19 protein-coding genes and 1 other RNA gene are annotated in these 18,868 nt (G+C 66.9%); 13 read left to right on the top strand and 7 right to left on the bottom strand.

Annotation, left to right across the window (positions count from 1 at the left end):
• Nucleotide 1: 1 nt before the first annotated feature.
• Both RQH86_RS10505 and RQH86_RS10500 read right to left on the bottom strand, forming a co-directional pair.
• A complete protein-coding gene (locus RQH86_RS10505) occupies nt 2-292 on the bottom strand; it encodes a hypothetical protein (RefSeq protein WP_055847930.1) in 291 nt (96 codons plus the stop codon).
• The gene (locus RQH86_RS10500; protein ID WP_161961691.1) at nt 279-725 is read right to left on the bottom strand and encodes a hypothetical protein; all 447 of its coding nucleotides are present in this window, start codon (nt 723-725) and stop codon (nt 279-281) included. Before RQH86_RS10500 ends, RQH86_RS10505 begins: the two co-directional genes overlap by 14 nt.
• A gap of 248 nt (nt 726-973) precedes the next feature.
• On the opposite strand from RQH86_RS10500, the gene RQH86_RS10495 reads away from it, so the two are divergent.
• On the top strand, nt 974-1,549 hold the full coding sequence (locus RQH86_RS10495) for a DUF3016 domain-containing protein (protein ID WP_115513971.1): 576 nt from the start codon (nt 974-976) through the stop codon (nt 1,547-1,549).
• A gap of 505 nt (nt 1,550-2,054) precedes the next feature.
• Here the strand turns inward: RQH86_RS10495 and alr are convergent.
• Nucleotides 2,055-3,140, bottom strand: a complete 1,086-nt coding sequence (gene alr / locus RQH86_RS10490) for an alanine racemase (RefSeq protein ID WP_115528978.1) — start codon at nt 3,138-3,140, stop codon at nt 2,055-2,057.
• Nucleotides 3,140-4,429, bottom strand: coding sequence for a D-amino acid dehydrogenase (locus RQH86_RS10485; protein WP_055847919.1), 1,290 nt, complete (start codon nt 4,427-4,429; stop codon nt 3,140-3,142). The genes alr and RQH86_RS10485 overlap by 1 nt, the downstream gene beginning before the upstream one ends.
• Nucleotides 4,430-4,576: 147 nt before the next feature.
• Between RQH86_RS10485 and RQH86_RS10480 the strand changes: the two genes are divergently transcribed.
• Nucleotides 4,577-5,056, top strand: a complete 480-nt coding sequence (locus tag RQH86_RS10480; RefSeq protein ID WP_005992148.1) for an Lrp/AsnC ligand binding domain-containing protein — start codon at nt 4,577-4,579, stop codon at nt 5,054-5,056.
• 306 nt (nt 5,057-5,362) lie between these two features.
• Here RQH86_RS10480 and RQH86_RS10475 read toward each other — a convergent pair whose 3' ends face one another.
• Nucleotides 5,363-5,791 carry a hypothetical protein gene (locus RQH86_RS10475; protein WP_311238827.1) on the bottom strand — a complete coding sequence of 143 codons (429 nt, stop codon included), beginning with the start codon at nt 5,789-5,791 and terminating at the stop codon, nt 5,363-5,365.
• Between the two features lie 575 nt (nt 5,792-6,366).
• On the opposite strand from RQH86_RS10475, the gene msrB reads away from it, so the two are divergent.
• The 7 genes from msrB to RQH86_RS10440 all read left to right on the top strand — a co-directional run bounded on the left by msrB (nt 6,367) and on the right by RQH86_RS10440 (nt 11,549).
• Nucleotides 6,367-6,831, top strand: a complete 465-nt coding sequence (gene msrB / locus RQH86_RS10470) for a peptide-methionine (R)-S-oxide reductase MsrB (protein ID WP_055847914.1) — start codon at nt 6,367-6,369, stop codon at nt 6,829-6,831.
• A 169-nt stretch (nt 6,832-7,000) separates the two neighbouring features.
• A complete protein-coding gene (locus RQH86_RS10465; RefSeq protein WP_311238828.1) occupies nt 7,001-7,180 on the top strand; it encodes a hypothetical protein in 180 nt (59 codons plus the stop codon).
• A 97-nt stretch (nt 7,181-7,277) separates the two neighbouring features.
• Nucleotides 7,278-8,132 (top strand): flagellar motor stator protein MotA, encoded by an 855-nt coding sequence (motA, locus tag RQH86_RS10460; RefSeq protein ID WP_055847909.1) that lies wholly within the window; start codon nt 7,278-7,280, stop codon nt 8,130-8,132.
• 10 nt (nt 8,133-8,142) lie between these two features.
• Nucleotides 8,143-9,324 carry a flagellar motor protein MotB gene (motB, locus tag RQH86_RS10455; protein ID WP_311238829.1) on the top strand — a complete coding sequence of 394 codons (1,182 nt, stop codon included), beginning with the start codon at nt 8,143-8,145 and terminating at the stop codon, nt 9,322-9,324.
• A 212-nt stretch (nt 9,325-9,536) separates the two neighbouring features.
• Nucleotides 9,537-10,106 carry a hypothetical protein gene (locus RQH86_RS10450; RefSeq protein ID WP_311238830.1) on the top strand — a complete coding sequence of 190 codons (570 nt, stop codon included), beginning with the start codon at nt 9,537-9,539 and terminating at the stop codon, nt 10,104-10,106.
• An 8-nt stretch (nt 10,107-10,114) separates the two neighbouring features.
• Nucleotides 10,115-10,399, top strand: coding sequence for a DUF4031 domain-containing protein (locus tag RQH86_RS10445; RefSeq protein ID WP_104615032.1), 285 nt, complete (start codon nt 10,115-10,117; stop codon nt 10,397-10,399).
• Between the two features lie 463 nt (nt 10,400-10,862).
• Nucleotides 10,863-11,549 (top strand): response regulator transcription factor, encoded by a 687-nt coding sequence (locus tag RQH86_RS10440; RefSeq protein ID WP_055850232.1) that lies wholly within the window; start codon nt 10,863-10,865, stop codon nt 11,547-11,549.
• Here RQH86_RS10440 and RQH86_RS10435 read toward each other — a convergent pair.
• Nucleotides 11,531-12,907 (bottom strand): ATP-binding protein, encoded by a 1,377-nt coding sequence (locus tag RQH86_RS10435; RefSeq protein ID WP_311238831.1) that lies wholly within the window; start codon nt 12,905-12,907, stop codon nt 11,531-11,533. The two genes, RQH86_RS10440 and RQH86_RS10435, sit on opposite strands and share 19 nt — an antisense overlap.
• Before the next feature lie 230 nt (nt 12,908-13,137).
• Here RQH86_RS10435 and RQH86_RS10430 point away from each other — a divergent pair, with 230 nt between their 5' ends.
• The 3 genes from RQH86_RS10430 (at nt 13,138) to RQH86_RS10420 (ending at nt 17,767) form a co-directional block, all read left to right on the top strand.
• Complete coding sequence (locus tag RQH86_RS10430; protein ID WP_311238832.1) at nt 13,138-15,582, top strand: adhesin; 2,445 nt, start codon at nt 13,138-13,140, stop codon at nt 15,580-15,582.
• A gap of 62 nt (nt 15,583-15,644) precedes the next feature.
• Nucleotides 15,645-17,549 (top strand): S8 family peptidase, encoded by a 1,905-nt coding sequence (locus RQH86_RS10425; RefSeq protein WP_311238833.1) that lies wholly within the window; start codon nt 15,645-15,647, stop codon nt 17,547-17,549.
• 142 nt (nt 17,550-17,691) lie between these two features.
• Nucleotides 17,692-17,767, top strand: a non-coding RNA gene (locus tag RQH86_RS10420) — sX9 sRNA.
• Between the two features lie 4 nt (nt 17,768-17,771).
• On the opposite strand, the gene RQH86_RS10415 is transcribed toward RQH86_RS10420, so the two are convergent.
• Nucleotides 17,772-18,323, bottom strand: coding sequence for a hypothetical protein (locus RQH86_RS10415; RefSeq protein WP_055847893.1), 552 nt, complete (start codon nt 18,321-18,323; stop codon nt 17,772-17,774).
• Between the two features lie 164 nt (nt 18,324-18,487).
• Here RQH86_RS10415 and RQH86_RS10410 point away from each other — a divergent pair, with 164 nt between their 5' ends.
• Entirely contained in the window at nt 18,488-18,754 is a 267-nt protein-coding gene (locus tag RQH86_RS10410; RefSeq protein WP_115562962.1) for a DUF3297 family protein, read from the top strand.
• Nucleotides 18,755-18,868: the final 114 nt, after the last annotated feature.

Genomic DNA, 18,868 nt, shown 5'->3' with positions numbered 1-18,868 from the left:
CTCACCACAGCGTGGCGGCGGCCAGGGCGATGCAGGTCGCCAGCACCACGATGCCGGCGATCACCCCGCGAAATACCCACTCGCCCTCACGGCGCAGCTGCTCGTCCATCCAGCGCTGCGCCTCTTCGCGCCAGGCGGTGGAGCGTGCGTAGTCGGCGTCCAGCAGTAGCAGCCTCACCCGCGACAATCCGAGTTCTGCGCACTCACCACGGCAGCGCTGGCTGAAGCCGTCGTCACCCGTGGCCACCTGCGCGCCGAGCGGCAGTTCCAGTTCCAATTCATGCCTGGACATAACGCGGGCGCTCCTGATCAAGCTCGTTTTCCAGCGCCATGCGCGCCAGCTGGGTGTAATTGGCACGCGGCCCTTGTCCACGGCCGGTGAGCATTCCCTGGTAATCCAGGTCCTGCCAGATCCGCGCGGTCCACTCGACACAGTCCTCGGCGATCACCAGCATCAGCGAGTAGCGATAGGTCAGACCCGTCGCGGCGGTGTAGGCGTACACCGGCGGAAACTGCACTGCCACATCGACCTGACGTGCCAGCCCGGCCAAGTGCTCGCGCAACGCATCGCGTGGGTCGGTACCGGGTTCCATGTGCAGGGCGCGCGTGGCCAGGTCCAGGTCCACCTCGCTTTGCAGGGCGACGAAGGCGGCGGCCCCGGTGGCGGGGTTGTGGCCGTGCTGTTTTGCCCAGTCGATGAACTGCAGGCGCACGTCCGCCGGCATGTGCGCCGGCGCCGAAGAAACTGACTTTGTGCGAAAAGAGTGGGTATCCATGCGAGCGATCTTCCGGCCTGTGCCGTGAAGCGCGGGCGCAGGCGCAGTGAACTCGCCGTCATGGTCGCTGCGGTGCGGATTAACCGGGCGGCAACGCAAGACGCCCCCGCGCGCAGCGTGCGTTGCGGGCGGCCTGGTGCAGCCCCACACTGCTGTGACAGCGGGTACGCAACGTACCTTCCGCTTGGAGGCTTTCCATGAAACTTTCCAGTGTTTCCGGCGCCGGCCTGTTGCTGGCAGGACTGCTCGCGGCGACCGGTGTGCAGGCCCGCGTGCGCAACGTCACCGACCCGCAGGCGCCACGTGCGCTGAGCAGCGATGGCAAGGTGGACGTGCGCTGGACCGACCCGGCCGACTTCTCCGAAGTGCGCTTCAGCGGCAACCGTTGGGAAGCGCAGCGCGGCGATTGGGTAACCCAGCTGGCGACCCATTTCCAGCAGAGTGCCGCCCGCAAGCTCCCCGACGGCCAGCACCTGAGCGTGACCATCACCGACATCCGCCGTGCCGGCCAGTACGAGCCCTGGCACGGGCCGCGCATGCAGGACGTGCGCGTGGTCAAGGACATCTACCCGCCGCGCCTGAGCTTTACCTACACGCTGACCGGTGCCAACGGCCAGGTGATCGACCAGGGCGAACGCAAGCTGGTGGACTCGGCGTTTTTGATGAGCGGCCCACGCCTGACCGATAGCGACCCGCTGCGCTTCGAGAAAGCGATGATCGACGACTGGGTACGCAAGCAGTTCCGCGGCGATCGCAGTACGGCTGGGTTGTGAGCTGACGCTTCGAGCCCCTCTCACTTCGGCAGAGGGGTTGGGACGAGCGAAGCACTCGTATCGCCCAGCCTGCACGAGGCTTCGCCCGTCCCCTCATCCGGCGCTGCGCGCCACCTTCTCCCGCCCGGCGGGAGAAGGGCAAGCGGTCGAGCTGATGCTCAGGCCCCTCTCCCCGCGGGAGAGCGAAGCAATCGTATCGCCCAGACTGCACGAGCTTCGCCCGTCCCCTCATCCGGCGCTGCGCGTCACCTTCTCCCGCCCGGCGGGAGAAGGACAAGCAGTCGAGCTGCTGCTCAGGCCCCTCTTCCCTCGGGAGAGCGAAGCACTCGTATCGCCCAGCCTGCACGAGGCTTCGCCTGTCCCCTCATCCGGCGCTGCGCGCCACCTTCTCCCGCCCGGCGGGAGAAGGGCAAGCGGTCGAGCTGCTGCTTGAAGCCCCCCTCATCTCCTCTCCTCTCCTCTCGGGACAGGGGTTGGGGTGAGGGGGGCGAAGCACTCGTGTCGTTCAAACTGCTGCAGCCTCGCCCACATATACCCGCGGCACACGCTTGAGTCCGCACAGCAACTGATAGGCGCTGACGTTGCACTGCGTCGCCAGCGGGCTGACGCGTGGCGCATCGCCCCAGAGCTGGACGCTGGCACCGATGTCGGCCTGCGGGTGATCGGTGAGGTCCACGGTGAGCATGTCCATCGACACGCGCCCGATCAGCGGGCACACCTGGCCATCCACCAGCACCGGGGTGCCGTTGGGCGCGAACTGCGGGTACCCGTCGGCATAGCCCATCGCCACCACGCCGACGCGCGTCGGCCGCTCGGCCACGAAGCGCGCGCCATAGCCCACCGGCTCGCCGGCCGGCAGGTCGCGCACCGAGATGATGCGCGAGCGCAGCGTCATCACCGGGCGCAGCTGCGCGGTGATTTCGGTGTCCTGCGGGAACGGGTTTGCGCCGTACAGCATCAGGCCCGGGCGCGACCAATCGTTGCGCAGTGCCGGCCAGCCCAGCAGGCCGGGCGAATTGCGAATGCTGGTTTCCGCACGCATGCCGCCAGCGGTAAGCGCGAACGCCACCGCCTGTTCGTCGGTGCGGCTGCACTCCAGCTCGTCGGCGCGCGCCAGATGCGTCATCAACACCAGCGAGGCGATCTGCGGCAGCCCGCGCAGACGCAACCAGGCAGCGCGAAAATCCTCCGGCGACAGCCCCAGCCGGTGCATGCCGCTGTCCAGCTTCAGCCAGATACGCAACGGGCGCGGGCTTTGGAACTCGGCCAGCGCGCGTACCTGTTGCGGTGTGGCCACCACCGTCCACAGATCATGCTCGGCGATCAGGCGCAGCTCGTCCTGCTCGAAAAAACCTTCCAGCAGCAAGATCGGTGCGCGGATGCCGGCCTGGCGCAGTTCCAACGCTTCTTCGATGCACGCCACCGCAAAGCCGTCGGCCTCCGGCTCCAGCGCCTGCGCGCAGCGCACCGCGCCGTGCCCGTAGGCATCGGCCTTGACTACCGCCAGCGCCTTGCCGCCACCCAGCTGCTTGGCCAGGCGGTAGTTGTGACGCAATGCATCCAGATCGATCGACGCTTGCGCAGGACGCACTACGCGGCCTCCCGCTGCGGGCGCTGGCTGCGCGTGGACAGGTAACGGAATACGTCCAGGCCCTCGGTATCGATCTCGGGCGTGCGGCCCTGCATCAGGTCGGCCAGGTAACGACCGGAGCCGCAGGCCATGGTCCAACCCAGCGTGCCATGGCCGGTATTGAGGAACAGGTTGGCGTACGGCGTGGCGCCCACCACCGGGGTGCCATCCGGGGTGGCCGGGCGCAGGCCGGTCCAGAACTCGGCCCGGGCCAGATCGCCGCCGCCGGGATACAGGTCGTTGACCACCATTTCCAGGGTGGCGCGACGGCGCGGATTCAACGACAGGTCGAAGCCGGCCACCTCGGCCATCCCGCCGACGCGGATACGGTCGTCGAAGCGGGTCAGCGCGATCTTGTAGCTTTCGTCCAGCACCGTGGAGGTCGGCGCGCGCGCGGCATCGACGATCGGGATCGTCAGCGAATAGCCCTTGAGCGGGTAGACCGGCAGATGCAGGCCGAGCGAGAGCAGCAGGTCGGCCGAATAGCTGCCCAGCGCCAGCACGTAGCGGTCGGCGGTGTCGAGACGGCCATCGATCTGCACGCCGGTGACGCGGCCGCCGCTGTGTTCCAGGCGCTCGATCTGCTGCCCGTAGCGGAATTCCACCCCCGCCTGCGCAGCCAGCTCGGCCAGGCGTTGGGTGAACAGGCGGCAGTCGCCGGTCTGGTCTTCGGGCAGGCGCAGCGCGCCGGCCATCTGCGCGCCACCGCCGGCCAGGCCGGGCTCGAACTGCGCAATCTGGGCCGGACTCAGCAGCTCATAGGGCACTCCGTATTGGGCCAGGATCTCGATGTCCTGTGCGGCGGCGTCCAGTTGCTGCTGGGTGCGGAATAACTGGGTGGTGCCGAGCTGGCGGCCTTCGAATTCGATCCCGGTGCTGGCCCGCAGCGCGTTCAAGCAGTCGCGGCTGTAGTCGGACATGCGCACCATCCGCGCCTTGTTCACCGCGTAGCGCTCGGCGGTGCAATTGCGCAGCATCTGGCTCAGCCACGTCAGCTGGCGCAGGTCGCGGGTGGGGCGGATCGACAGCGGCGCATGCTGCTCGAACAGCCACTTCATCGCCTTGCCCGGCACGCCCGGCGCGGCCCACGGGGAGGTGTAGCCGAACGAGAGCTGGCCGGCGTTGGCATAGCTGGTTTCCAGCGCAGAGGCCGGCTGGCGGTCGACCACGGTGACCTCGCAGCCCGCCTGGGCCAGATACCACGCGGTGGTGGTGCCGATGACGCCGCTACCGAGAATGAGCACCCGCATGTCGCTCTCCTGAAAGGGTATTCCCCCACAAGCACGCGCTGGGGGAGACAGTTAGACGCAGTATATTGCGATCCAGGCAGTGCGATTTCTGGAATCGGCTCGCCTTTGCAGTGAAACTTCCTGTCAAAGCTTGTGGAGACAAACCCCATGGCCACCCGCGCGCGCGAGCTGGACAAGATCGACCGCAAGATCCTGCGCATCCTGCAGCAGGAAGGGCGGATTTCATTTACCGAACTGGGCGAACGGGTCGGCCTGTCGACCACGCCGTGCACCGAGCGCGTGCGCCGGCTGGAGCGCGACGGCGCCATCACCGGCTACTACGCGCGGTTGGACCCGCACTACCTCAAGGCCAGCCTGCTGGTGTTTGTGGAGATCAGCCTGGCTTACAAATCCGGCGACATCTTCGAAGAGTTTCGCCGCGCCGCGTTGAAGCTGCCCAACGTGCTGGAGTGCCATCTGGTGTCCGGCGATTTCGATTACCTGCTCAAGGCCCGTATCAGCGAAATGGCGTCCTATCGCAAGTTGCTAGGCAGCACCCTGCTCACCTTGCCGCATGTGCGTGAATCCAAGAGCTACATCGTGATGGAAGAGGTCAAGGAGACGCTGGCGTTGCCGATTGAGGGGTGAGATTGGGGATTGGGGATTCGAAAGTGCGGCTCGCGAGGGCCGGTGGCAATGCCGCTGCGGCGGTGGCCGGCTCGGCTTGGCGCTTTGTGTTTGGCGCTTCGTGTTTGGTGTTTGGTGTTTGGTGTTTGGTGTTTGGCGGCTAGCGGCTGGCGGCTGGCGGCAGATGTGCGGGGAGTGTGTCGGCTGAGCATCTGCCTGCTGGATGGCCGCTGATGCGATAAGCACAGTCACCCTGCGGCGCTGACCACGTTGCCATTGCATGCCGGCGTTGCCACTGGCTGACAGTCGGCAGCACCAATGCCGCTGTCAGCGCACCACGCGCATGCCGTCGCCAGCCGGGACGGCGTCGTAGTAGCGTCCGGTCTTGGTATCCAGCACCCGGTTGGGGCCGGCCGGCTGCATGCCTTGCAGCAGACGCCCGTTGCGGTCGTAGACCATCGGCGTGGCGGTCGGTACCTGACTGCCCGCTGGCGCAACCGGCGTTGCGGCCGGGCCGCGCGTGGGGATGCTGGGAGCGGCCGGGCGCTGGCTCAGCTGTGACGGCACCGGGCTCAACGCATTGGATGGCTGCAGCGCGCGCGGTGGCGCCACCTTGGGCTGCGCGGGAGCCGGCGTCGCGATGGGCTGCAGCGTGTTCGACGAGCGCGTGCTGGTGGCGGACTGCGCCAGGGCAGCACCGGCAATGCCGAGCAGGGCGCAGGCCATCAGGGCGCGCGTGGAAGGATGGATCGCCATGTCAGCCGCCGCAGTGAGTAAGGACACTCACGGAGTGGGGGCGCCACCGTTGCGTGGCAATGGATGTGCCCGGCCGGCACATGAACGTCGGTGCTCGACGAACCATCCAGGTGCCGGGAAACGGACCTATCCGGGCGCGAAACAGACGTGTCCGCGGCAGCGGATCCCGATCAGGCATGGGAACCACCGTTGGCAGACCCCCGGTGCTCACTGTTCCATCCCTTGTCGGCAATGCTCCCCTGCCCCGCAATCGCCACGCAGGTGGGCATTGCCGCCACGACAGTTCGGCAGAACGACCGATGCAATCAGGCCGATCCCCGCACGTCTGAGCGAAGACTCGGCGAGCGTGTGCCCTCGCCTGGGGAACGCCTGCGGGCAGCAGCGACCGGTGAACGGGTCGGCCAGCGTTGCGCCCCCGCTCCCGCTCCCGGCTCCCCGTTCACCGCTCCCCGTTCACCGTTCACCGGTCGCCGGTCGCCGGCCGTCGCCAGCCAACACGGTTGAACCGGGCCCGCCGTGCCCATATCACCTGTGCAGACGCCGGTACGTCGCCAGCGCGCGCATGCGAGAGCCCTATGAGCCAGTTCGACCTGACCCCTCCCTCCCCCGCCCAGCGCGATGCCTTGATCGCCGGGCTCAGCGACGAGGAACAGCGCGTGCTGCTGCACCATGGCACCGAGGCGCCGTTCTGCGGGGTCTTCCTGGACAACAAGCTCGACGGGGTCTACACCTGCCGGCTGTGCGGGTTGCCGCTGTTCCGCTCCAGCGCCAAGTTCGAATCCGGCACCGGCTGGCCGAGCTTCTTCGCACCCTACGATGTCGCCCATGTGCGCGAAATCCGCGATATCAGCTACGGCATGATCCGCACCGAAATCGTCTGCGCACGCTGCGATAGCCACCTGGGGCATGTGTTCCCCGACGGCCCGCCGCCGACCGGCGAGCGGCATTGCCTCAACTCGGTGTCGCTGGGCTTTACCGAAAACGGCCAGGCGCTGCCCAACCCGCTGCATCGTGACGGCGCCGAGGCACAGCCGGCCTGATGGAGCGATGGGTACGGGAGCGTGGCTGAGGCAATACCGCATCCCGGCTGGTGCAGACCGCAGCTAGCACCACGCCGGCCTCTGCTGCCACCGCCCACCTCGCAGACGCAGTGAGCTGGCGCTGCGGCGAGCGGGTGATCGCCGCCTGTTTCGATCCGGCCACCGAGCGGTGCGGCTGATCTTCGCCGGCCGCATGCTGGCCCTGCTCGGTGCCCAGGCCGCCTCCGGCACGCGGTTTGCCGACGCCCAGGGCAATCGATTCCGCGAATATGCCGGCCACGCGCCGCTATCGCTGACGGGCGGCGATGCGGTCAAATGCGTGCATGAGGCCGCCACGACAATCGGCTGAGCGTTCAGTTACAGCGCACATCTTCACGCCGTGCACTTCAAGAATCCGCCGCGCAAGCCGAAACAACTAGCACTCCCAGCTTGCTTCCGGCTTCGCCATGCTCATCATCGTTGGCTTCATTGTTGTCATCGTCAGCGTCCTCGGCGGCTACGTGCTGTCGCACGGAAAGCTGGGCGCGTTGTGGCAGCCGTACGAACTGATGATCATCGGCGGCGCGGCATTGGGCGCGTTCCTCGTTAGTACGCCGGCCAAGATCGTCAAGGAGACCGTCGCCGACGTGCTGGGCGTGTTCAAGGGTCCGCGCTACAAGTCCGACGACTACAAGGACACCCTGAGCCTGATCTACGAGCTGCTGAACAAGGCGCGTCGCGATGGGTTCATGGCGCTGGAAGATCATGTCGAAAAACCGCAGGACAGCACCATCTTCGGCAACTACCCCAAGGTGGTGGCCGACCATCACTTGCTGGACTTCATCACCGACTGCCTGCGTCTGATGATCGGCAGCAACATCGAGCCGCACGAACTGGAACCGCTGCTCGAACTGGAGCTGGAAAAGCACCACCACGAAGCGATGGCGCCATCGCATGCGCTGAGCAAGGTGTCCGACGGCCTGCCCGGCTTCGGCATCGTGGCGGCAGTGCTCGGCATCGTGATCACCATGGGGTCGATCGGCGGCCCGATCGAAGAGATCGGCCACCACGTCGGCGCCGCGCTGGTCGGCACCTTCCTGGGCATCCTGCTGGCGTATGGCTTCGTGGCGCCGCTGTCGGCGGCGATGGAAGCGCGCGCCGATCAGGACGGGCGCATGTACGAAGCGGTCAAGACCGCGCTGCTGGCCTGCCTGCGTGGCTACAACCCGAAGATTGCACTGGAATTTGCGCGCAAGACCCTGCCGTCCAACGTGCGTCCGAGTTTCGGCGATTTCGAAATGCACCTGAAGACGATCAAGTAGGACCGCGGTCATGGCCGAGGGCAAATCCACCGTCGTCATCCGACGGGTCAAGAAGGTGCAGGGCGGCGGCCATCATGGCGGCGCCTGGAAAGTGGCGTTTGCCGACTTCGTGACCGCAATGATGGCCTTCTTCCTGGTGCTGTGGCTGATGGCCGCCACCACCAAGGAACAGCGCGCGGCGATCTCCGAATATTTCCGCAACCCCAGCCCGTTGTCCGGCAAATCGCCGGCGCCGTCGCCCGGCATGAACGGCCCCGGTGGCGCCAGCACCTCGATGATCAAGCTCGGCGGTACCGCCGACATGGCCAAGGGGCAAAAGGACGAGATGGGCCGCAAGCGCGACAACGCGGCCGATACCGACGTGGACAGCCGCGCCAAGGACAAGAAGCGCCTGGAAGCGCTGATGCAGGACCTCAAGGAAGCCATCGACAAGAGCCAGGCGCTGGAGCCGTTCAAGGACCAGTTGCTGCTGGACCTCACACCCGATGGCCTGCGCATCCAGATCGTGGACAAGCAGAACCGCCCGATGTTCGACATCGGCCGCGACCAGCTCAAGCCGTACACGGTGGACATCCTGCGTGAGCTGTCCAGCTTCATCAATCAGGTGCCCAACCACATCAGCATCACCGGCCACACCGACACCACCGCCTACAGCAGCGATGCCGGCTACACCAATTGGGAACTCAGCGCCGACCGTGCCAACGCCGCGCGGCGTGCGCTGGTGGTTGGTGGCATGTCCGATGCCAAGGTGACCCGCGTTGTCGGGTTGTCGTCATCGGTGCTGTTCGACAAGACCGATCCGCAGAACCCGATCAACCGCCGCATCAGCATCGTGGTGATGACCCAGGACGCCGAACAGGCGGCGCTGGCCGGCGCTGGACAGGGCGTGGCGCTGGGCAAGTCGGTACACGACGCCGACACCCAGGTGCCGGACCTCAGCGCCGCTGCTGCTCCCGGCACGGCCACGGTGGGCGCGCCAGCAGCCGGTGCTGCGCCGGCTGCGTCGGCCACGACGCCGCCCGCTGCAGCAAAGGGCGCCGCGGAGGCGACTCCGGTGCCGGCCAGCACCGCCGCTGCACGCCCGGCCGCACCGCGGATGTCGTCCAGCGCACAGGTGGCTTCGGCCGCTGCGCTCGCCAAGGCGGCCGAAGCGGCGGTAGCCGCGCCGCGGGTGGCGGTGGAGGGGCAGTGAGTGGCGCTGGGGAGCAGTGAGTGGCGCTGGGGATTCGAGATTCGGGATTGACCAGGTCTGCGGGATTCGGACTTTGAGCTCCAGAATTTGCCAAGCAATCGCACTTGGAACGTGGACTCCGCCTGGCCCGTGACCCCGCCGATTCCCGCGACTCATCGCATCGTGCGGCGCACGTTCTAGAATGGCCGGCCATTCCCAGCGTCGAGAACACCGTGTCCCGCAATTCCAAGGCCAAGCGCGACAAGCGCAAGAAGCAGCTCCCCAAGCGCCCCATCGTCCGTCTGGGCCAGGCGCCCCAGGTCACCAACCACGCCGTGCTGCAGGACGCCGACGGCCGTGTCGTGGCAGCGATCGGTCTGCAGGGTGGCAGCGAGTGGATGCTGTCGATCGGTGGCCAGACCATGGGCAGCGCCGACAATCCGGTTCCGATGCTGGCCATGCTCAAGCACCTGGCCAACCTGCAGGAAGCCGAAGGCAAGACCATCTCGCTGGAATATTCGACCCAGCTGCAGCAGATGATCGACGACCTGGCCGCCGAAGAAGGCCAGACCGCCGAGGAATATCTGACCACGCTGGTGGCCGAATTCCAGAACGCCGATGCCGATGAAGACGGCGAGGCCGAAGACGCAGCCGACGATGCCGGCACCGACGCCGTTGCAGAAGAGGCGGCTGGCGACGACGACGACAGCGCGGCAGACGCAGACGCCAGCGATGCCGCAGAAACGGACGAAGCCGACGGCGAGAACGCCGCTAAAAAGCCGAAGAAATCCAAAAAGGCCTGACCCGGCCGATGGCTGTCTACATCGACGATGCGGTGCATCTGTGGCGCGACCAGCGCTGGGCGCACCTGCTCGGCGACACGCTGGACGAGCTGCATGCCATGGCGGCGCGGTTGGGCATTCCCCGCCGCGCCTTCCAGAACAAACTCAGCGGTGCGCACTACGACGTGCCCGCACCGCTACGCCTGGAGGCCATCGCCCTGGGCACCATCCCCATCTCCCGCCATACCGACCGCGCACTGCTCAAGGCGCTGATCGCCAATGCACGTGCGCAGGCGCGCGGTGAGGTGCCGTAGCGCCGATCCAGCGATCGCGCCAGTCACGCGACAGGCACAGGTACCGCCGAAAGCGCATGCCCGCAGCCATCGCGCGAGACTGGCAACGGTGTGCGTTGGCTGACAGCAGTACGCCGGCGTCTCCAGGTGTTGCAGCGCCACATCAAACCACAAGCCGCACACCTAACGCCGCAGACAGCAGCGAGCATCGAGCATCGAGCATCGAGCAGCGCAGATCAGCACGATGACGCAACCAACGCGAGTCGCGCGCAGGCGAAACACGCATGGCACTGCAACTGCGCATCATGCTCGCGCATACAACGCATGCATCTTTGCAACCCGATGACGCCTGTGGCGCACACACCCGTGTGACCGGCTAAGCCGCTTCCGTGCCCACGCACAAGCCTGTCACTATCGAAGCGACCCATCTTCCGGAGCCGTTGCATTGCCTGTTCGCGTCCCGCCCTCCGAGCTGCCGTCCATGTTGCGCGTCGCCGTTCTTGAAGACGACGATGTTCTGCGCGAAGAAATCCTGATTCCCGGCCTGCAGGAGTTCGGATTCGCGGTCAGTGGCGCCGGCACCGCCGGGGCGCTGTACCGGCTGATGCTGGAGCAGACCTTCGACATGGTGTTGCTGGACCTTGGGCTTCCGGACGAGAGCGGCCTGAGCGTGGTTGCGCATCTGCGTTCGCTGTTCACTGGCCTGGGCATCGTGGTGCTCACCGGCAACCGCGGCCGCTCGGACCACGTGCATGCGCTGAGCAGTGGCGCCGACGCCTTCCTGCGCAAGCCCGCCGACCCGGAGATCCTGGCGCTGACGCTGCGCAATCTGTCGCGGCGCTTGCGCCCGGCCGATGCCAGCAGCGTGGAAAAACCGGCGTGGCGCCTGGAATCGGATGGCTGGTGCCTGGTCGCGCCGGATGCGCGGATTGTCGTCCTGACCTCGCTCGAACGCTGCCTAATGGCTTGCCTGGATGCACAGCGCGGCCAGGCGGTGGAGCGCGATGCGCTGGTGTCGGCATTGGAAGCGTGCGTCGGCGATTTCGATCTGCATCGGTTGGAGATGCTGATCCATCGCCTGCGGCGCAAGGCCGCGCGCATCACCGCAGCGGATGCGCCGGCGTTTCCGCTGCTGTCCTCGCGCGGAATGGGTTACCTGCTGGCTAGCTGATCGGCACGACTCGCTCGCTCCGGCGGCGCCGCAGCCGGTAACAACAGGCGGATACAGGCACCATCGCCCGTGTTGCCGACCTCCACACGCCCGCCGGCGGCGATGACGATTTCGTTCACCACCGACAACCCTAAACCGGTGCCCTTGCCGGCCGGTTTAGTGGTGTAGAACGGCTCCAAAATGCGCGCCAGCAGCTGCTCGGGAATCCCCGGGCCGGTGTCCGAGAACTGCAGCACCACCATGCCGGCCTGCTGCTCGCCGTCGATGCGGAACAACCCCTGCCCGTCCATCGCATCGCGCGCATTGGCGGCGATGTTGAGCAATGCCAGTTCCAGTTCGTCCAGATCCATCGCGATCCACAGCGGCGGCCCCGGCGCGATGCCTTGCAGGCGGATCTCGTGGCCGAACAGTTGCCTGAGCGTGGGTTCGATCTCCAGCAGCGCTTGGCGCGCATCGAACAGGCGCGCAATGCCGGGTTCGGCGCGGCCGAAATTGAGAATCCTGCGACTGACAGTCAGCGCGCGTCGCGATGCGGCTTCGATGCTTTCCAGCGTCTTGAGCAACGGCGCCTCGCCACGGCCTTCCAGCGCATCGCGACGCTGCGCAAAGCCGATGATGACGTTGATCAGATTATCGAAATCGTGCGCAACGCCGGAGGCCAGGCGTCCCAGCGCTTCCATCTTCTGCGTATGCAGCAGTTGCTCCTGCACTCGCTCGCGCTCTGCCATTTCGCGCACCAGCTTGCGGTTCACCGCTTCGAGTTCGCGGCGGCGGCGTTCCGATTCCACCAGGCTGTCGCGCAGCGCGGCGATGGTGCGATCAAGCATCAAGGTGATCAGCAGATACACCACAACCGTCAGCAGTCCCAGCCCGACATTACCCCATGTCGAACGCGATGGCGGGAACCACAGCAATTGCGCGGCCAGCGCCATTGCGCACACCGTCGCCAGCAGCGCAAACACGCGCCATAGATTGCGCCGACCGAGCACCATGCCGGCGAGCACCAACGCAATCACCGGCATCGGATTGGTCAGCAGGTCGAAGATATCGACCCGCACGTAAGTGACGAAGGTGCCGAGCAACGCGGCGGCAATGAAGACCTTGACGCCTGCCGCACTGCGGCCGCGCCGGATCATCGGCACGCCCGCCAGCGCGCCGAACGCGGTGAGCACAGTCCCGGCCAACGCACAGGCCAGATCGGGCCTGGCCTGCAAGCGGCTCAATCCCGCGAAGTAGAGAAAAAATCCGACATCGCCCAGGTTGTACAGCGCGATGGCGATCAGCAGCAGCTGCAGGAAGGCCACCTGCCGTCGGTCGATCGGCTCCTCGCGCCAGCGCGTGGCCAACCAACGCGACACGAACCTGGATTTTGCGGCAGACAGCATCACGACAGGACGTCTTGGGGTGTTTTTGCATCCTCACATTCGTGGTGAGTGGATGCAATCGTGGCTTGGTGACACGTGGCGGAGCGCATGACTATGTTGCGTTGTCCCGCAACATGAAATGTACGGAATTCCAAGACACGTGGGGATGTCTGGGAGCCGATGTGCAGCGGTCGACCACTCCATCCACGCGCCAGGGAATCTCCATGAGCCAGATTGATCGCTTCTCGAACCGGGCCTGCGCCCGGCACGCGACCACCACCGCGCCGCACCCCCATGCCGGCAAGCGTCCGCAGCGCGTGCTGCTGCATGCTGCGGTCCTGACCGCGCTGCTGCTCAGCAGTAGCGCGGTGATGGCGCAGGTCGCCACCCCGCAGGCCGACGCTGCTGCCGCCGCCGCTGCCGTAACCGATGGTCAGACCGGTACCGATACAGCCGCCATCGCGGCCGACCAGGACACCACGGCGCAGGCTGATGCCGACCAGGACGATGCTGCCGACACCGGCAAGCATTTCCATATCGTCGGCGGCGCCGACGCCACCACCGATGTGGGCGCGTTCGCCGCTGAGCCGTATGCAGTGGCGATCGGCGAAGCAAGCAATGCGCTCGGTGAGGGCGGCATCGCACTGGGCGCCGGTGCCACGGTCACCGAAAAGTTCGCCATTGCCGCCGGCTACGCGGCAGCGGCCACCGGCGAATCGGCGGTTGCGGTGGGTGGCACCACCGACGTGTTCGATTACGACGACGGCGGCAATATTCTCGCCGTGCACGCCGAGTCCACCGAAGCCAGCGGCTTCGTCTCCACCGCGCTCGGCGGCGGCGCCAAGGCGCTGGATGCGATGACCACCGCCGTGGGCAGCGGTGCCGAAGCCAGCGTCTTCGAGGCCACTGCACTGGGACATCGCGCACGCGCACTGGAGCAGGGCGCCACCGCCATCGGTACCCGCTCGCAGGCGATCGGGCTGGGCAGCAGTGCGCTCGGCAACGGCGCACGCGCGGTCGCCGACAGTACCGTGTCCATCGGTTTCAATTCCTTGGCCAGCGGCACCGACAGCGTCGCGATCGGCGGCATCAGCACCGCTGCGGAGAGCGCAGGCAACAGCATCGGGATCGCGGCAGCCACCGGCACCGGCGCGATCGCCCTGGGCGCGGGTGCGCAAACCCAGTCCGACTACGCCATCGCCATCGGCTACAACGCCAACATCTTCCCCAACCTGCCGGGCAACACCGATTCGGTGGCGATCGGCCACAGCGCCGGCACGTTCGGGGCCAACACCGTGTCGCTGGGCGGGTTTGCGTTGACCCACGACGCCGACTCGGTGGCGATCGGCCACAACGCCGAAACCTACGCCGTCAACAGCGTGGCGCTTGGCGTCAATGCCAAGACCTCCTGGTTCAACCCCAATGGCACTGCGATTGGCAACGACACCGAGGCCAATGGCGTCGATGCAACCGCCATCGGCTATGGCGCCAAGGTGGGCAACTGGGTCGACGACTCCTGGAACCGCTCGGCCAGCAGCGCGGTGGCGCTGGGTGCGTATTCGCATGCCACCCGCAGCAATAGCGTGGCGGTGGGCGATGTCGCGTCCGGGTTGACCCGGCAGATCACCAGCGTGGCCGCCGGCAGCGAGGCCACCGACGCGGTCAACCTGGCACAGCTGCGCAGCGTGGCCACCGCACTGGGCGCCGGTAGCGCTTTCGACCCCACCGGCAACCTGATCAGCGGCAGCTACCTGGTGCAGGGCGCGAGCTACGGCAATGTCGGCGAGGCGATGGGCGCCATCGATGCGGCCCTGACCGTGTTCGATGGCCGCATCGGCGCCTTGCAGAACGTGTCTGCGGGTGGCGTGGCAGTTGGCGGCGGCAGCCTGGCGCCGGTGGTCGGCAGCGGCACCAACGCCGTGGCGATCGGCTCGTCCGCCACCGCCAATGGCGAGAACGGCCTGGCGGTCGGCGCCGACGCGCTGGCCTACGGCCCGCAGGACACCGCGCTCGGTGCCAATGCCAAGGTCAACGCCGACGGCAGCACCGCAGTCGGCGCCAATACGACCATCGCCACCGCCGCCACCAACGCGGTGGCCGTGGGCGAAAGCGCCAGCGTCACCGCAGCCTCGGGTACCGCGCTCGGCCAGGGCGCGCGCGTCGACGCCGATAACGCAGTCGCGCTAGGACGTGGCGCGGTGGCCGATCGCGCCAACAGCGTCTCGGTCGGCAGCGCCGGCAACACGCGACAGATCACCAATGTCGCTGCCGGACAAAGCGATACCGACGCCGCCAACGTGGCCCAGCTCAACGCCGGCAACAGCCGCACGCTGAGTTCGGCCAACAGCTACACCGACAGTCGGGTGTCGGCGCTGAGCGACAGCTTCACCCAACTGCGCGATGGCAGCGAACGGCGCTTTCAGACGATGGATCGCCGTATCGACCGCATCGGCGCAATGAGCGCGGCGATGCTCAACATGGGCATCAATGCTGCCGGCACCCAGAGTGCCCGCGGTCGCATAGCCGTCGGCGCCGGCTTCCAGAGCGGAGAGCGCGCGCTCTCCATCGGTTACGCCAAGAAGGTGGGCGAGCGCGCCTCGTTCAGCCTCGGCGGCGCGTTCAGCGGCAGCGACTCGTCGGCAGGCCTGGGCTTCGGCGTGGACTTGTAACTCCTGCGCCGCGCCGTGCACGTCTTCCCCTTAACTCCATCGATTCTTGCGAGAGCCATCCCATGAACAACGCTTCGCTGCCGCTCAAGCCCCTGCTATTGAGCGCAATCCTGGCCACGGCCACGTTTCAGGCCCATGCGGCCACCGATCAACTCAGCCTGCGCGGCCTGCCTACGGCCACTTCCCCAACCGCACTCCCCGCCCGGCTGATCGTCAAATACAAGAGCAGCGTGCCGTCCGACAGCTCGCGCCTGTCGATCCTGTCTGCAGCCGCCAACCGCGCCGGTGTCCTGCGCGCGGCCAGCGGTGCCGCGCGTGCCACGCCGCTCAACGCACGCGTGCTGCGGCGCACCGGGACCGGCGCCAGCCTGCTGGACCTTGCGCGCACGCTCAGCAGCGCCGACCAGGCCAAGTTGCTGACCGAACTGCGCGCCGATCCACAAGTGCAATACGCCGAGTTCGATCGCATGCTGCGCGCGGTCGATGACGTAGCCGGGCCCAGGCTCAAGGCCGGTGCCGTCGCAGTGACGCCGCAGGCCACCGCCACCGCCGTAACCCCCAACGACCGCCTGTATGCCGGGTTCCAGTGGCATCTGCAGGACAGCATCGGCGGCATTCGCGCTCCACAAGCCTGGGAGAGCTCCACCGGTGCCGGCGTGGTGGTGGCGGTGCTCGACACCGGCATCCTGCCCGACCATCCGGACCTGAAGAACAACGACCACATCCTGCCGGGCTACGACTTCATCAGCAACGCGGCGATCTCCCGGCGCGACAGCGACGCCCGCGTGCCGGGCGCGTTGGACTACGGCGACTGGACCGAAGAGGACAACTTCTGCGGACTGCCGGCGCGCTCCAGTAGCTGGCACGGTACCCATACCGCGGGCACGGTCGGCGAACTCACCAACAATACGATCGGCGGCGCCGGTGCTGCCTACGACGCGCAGATCCTGCCGGTACGCGTACTCGGCCAATGTGGCGGTACCAGCTCGGACATCGCCGATGCCATGGTGTGGGCCTCCGGCGGCCATATCGACGGCGTCCCGGACAATCTCCATCCGGCCGAGGTCATCAGCCTGAGCCTGGGCGGCCCGGGCACATGCGACAGCACTACCCAGAGCGCCATCGACACCGCAGTGGCCAATGGTGCTGTGGTGGTGGTGGCGGCTGGCAACGAGGCCAGTAACGCCTCGCAGTTCAGCCCGTCGAGCTGCGGCAACGTGATCACGGTGGGCGCCACCCGCATCACCGGCGGGATCGCGTTCTACTCCAATTTCGGCAGCAGCGTGGACCTGTCCGGCCCCGGCGGCGGTGCCACCGACGACACCGGCAACGGCGGCTGGGACGGGGTGGTGCTGTCGACCGGCTATAGCGGCAAGACCACGCCGACCTCCGGCGAGTACGAATACATCGGCTTTGCTGGCACCTCGATGGCCACGCCGCATGTGGCCGCGGTGGCCGCCCTGGTACAGAGCGCGCTGGCCGCCTCCGGCAAGACCCCGCTGGCCGCTGCGCAGATGGAAGCCATGCTGCGCCAGACTGCGCGCGCCTTCCCGGTCAGACCACCGACCGGTCGCCCGATCGGCACCGGGATTGTCGATGCCACCGCGGCACTGGACTATGTGCAGAACAGCTGCAGCGGCAGCGCCTGCATACCGGTCACCGTGAGCCTGACCAACCGCGATGCCCTGACCGGCCAGAGCGGCGGTCAAAGCGAGGAAAAGACCTACCGCTTTACCGCCAACGCCGGCAGCGCCTTGAATGTGCTCAGCTTCGGTGGCGGCGGCAACGTCGCGCTGTATCTCAGCTACGACGTCGAGCCGACCACCAGCAGCTACCAGTTGAAATCCGCACGCACCGGCAGCGCGCAGACGCTACGGCTGACCGCACCGCAGACCGGCACCTACTACATCAAGTTGGTCGGCGGCACAGGGGGGTTCAACAACGTGTCGCTGATGGCGCGGCAGTAATCGGCAAGCGTGCCGGAGGTGGTGCACGCCACCTCCGGCACCAGGCGTGCGGCTGGCTTGGAGCAGCTAAGCAAGAGGACCGTGCTCACCGCCAGGCGGGTGCGGGCGCGGTCGGTGCTCGGTGCTCGGTGCTCGGTGCAGCATGGACCACGCGTAGGCTCCGGTTCCTCCACGCCGTCCACACCCATCTGACGACTATTCGCTACGTTGTGTTCGCCGCTCTTAGAACGCCTCGTTGCCCAGCCGCACTTCCACGTCCAGCAACGAGGTCAGCGCCAGCATCGCCTCGTCGTCGCGACTGAGCGCGATCCAGCCGGCATAGGCATCGCCGCCGGTGTTCCAGTTCCACAGCGAATAGCCATGCTCGCGCAGGCGGTCGAACGCCACCGCCATCAGGTCGGGCACGCCAAGGCCGTTGGCGAAGTCTTCATCGTCCAGATCGCCGCCCCACGCGATGCGCAAGTTCCAGCGCGCGCTCAGTTCGTCGATGGCGGCAATGAACGAATCGGTATCCTTCCAGTCGACATAAAACCCCGAGCGCCAGTCGATCGCGTCCTTCAGCGCCCACAGCCAGGCATCGTCGCCCTCATCGTCGTCCGCCTCGGCCTGCGTTTCGCGCCAGGCGTCGAACTGCCCCAGTGCGGTGTCTTCGTCGCCCGGGTTGATCAGCACAAGCAAATTCCAGACCCGCGCCGGATGGTCGTCGACATCGTCTTCGTCGGTCTCGGGCGGCAGGCCTTCGTCGTCTTCGTAATCGGCACTGTTGTCGGGCATGGCGGTCTCGCTCAAGGATTGCAGGTGCGAAGTGTGACGCCTCACGCGGCGCAAGCAAACCGGCGGGCGAGCGCGTCTGTGGCATCAGGGCTGGTCTTCCCGGCACAGGCCCGTATCCTGTGCGGCCGAAGACGGCTATCCCGGTCTGTCATGACGCCTTTCCCATGAGCGATACCCCTCCCGATCATCTGGCCATCGACCCACGCAGCCCGTTCCACGATGCCGACGTCCTCAATCGCGGTATCGGCGTGCGCTTCAACGGGGTCGAACGCGACAACGTGGAGGAATACTCGATGAGCGAAGGCTGGATCAAGGTGCAGGTCGGCAAGGCACGCGACCGCCGCGGCAACCCGATGACGATGAAGGTCAAGGGTGAGGTGGTGGCCTACTTCCTGGACACCAAGAGCGACGCCCAGCCTGCTGCCGAGTAAGAGCAGCTGACCACATTACTTCAAGCTGTTCTACTGGAGAGCTGCTGAGCTGCGAGTTTGCTGCAGGGCCCTTGCCCGCCCACCATCGCGGGACACGCCGTGAATCCGTCCCTG

Source organism: Xanthomonas sp. WCS2018Noco2-27 (genome assembly GCF_031843525.1).
Taxonomy (GTDB): Bacteria; Pseudomonadota; Gammaproteobacteria; order Xanthomonadales; family Xanthomonadaceae; genus Xanthomonas.
This window is presented reverse-complemented; position numbering and strand designations above follow the sequence as displayed.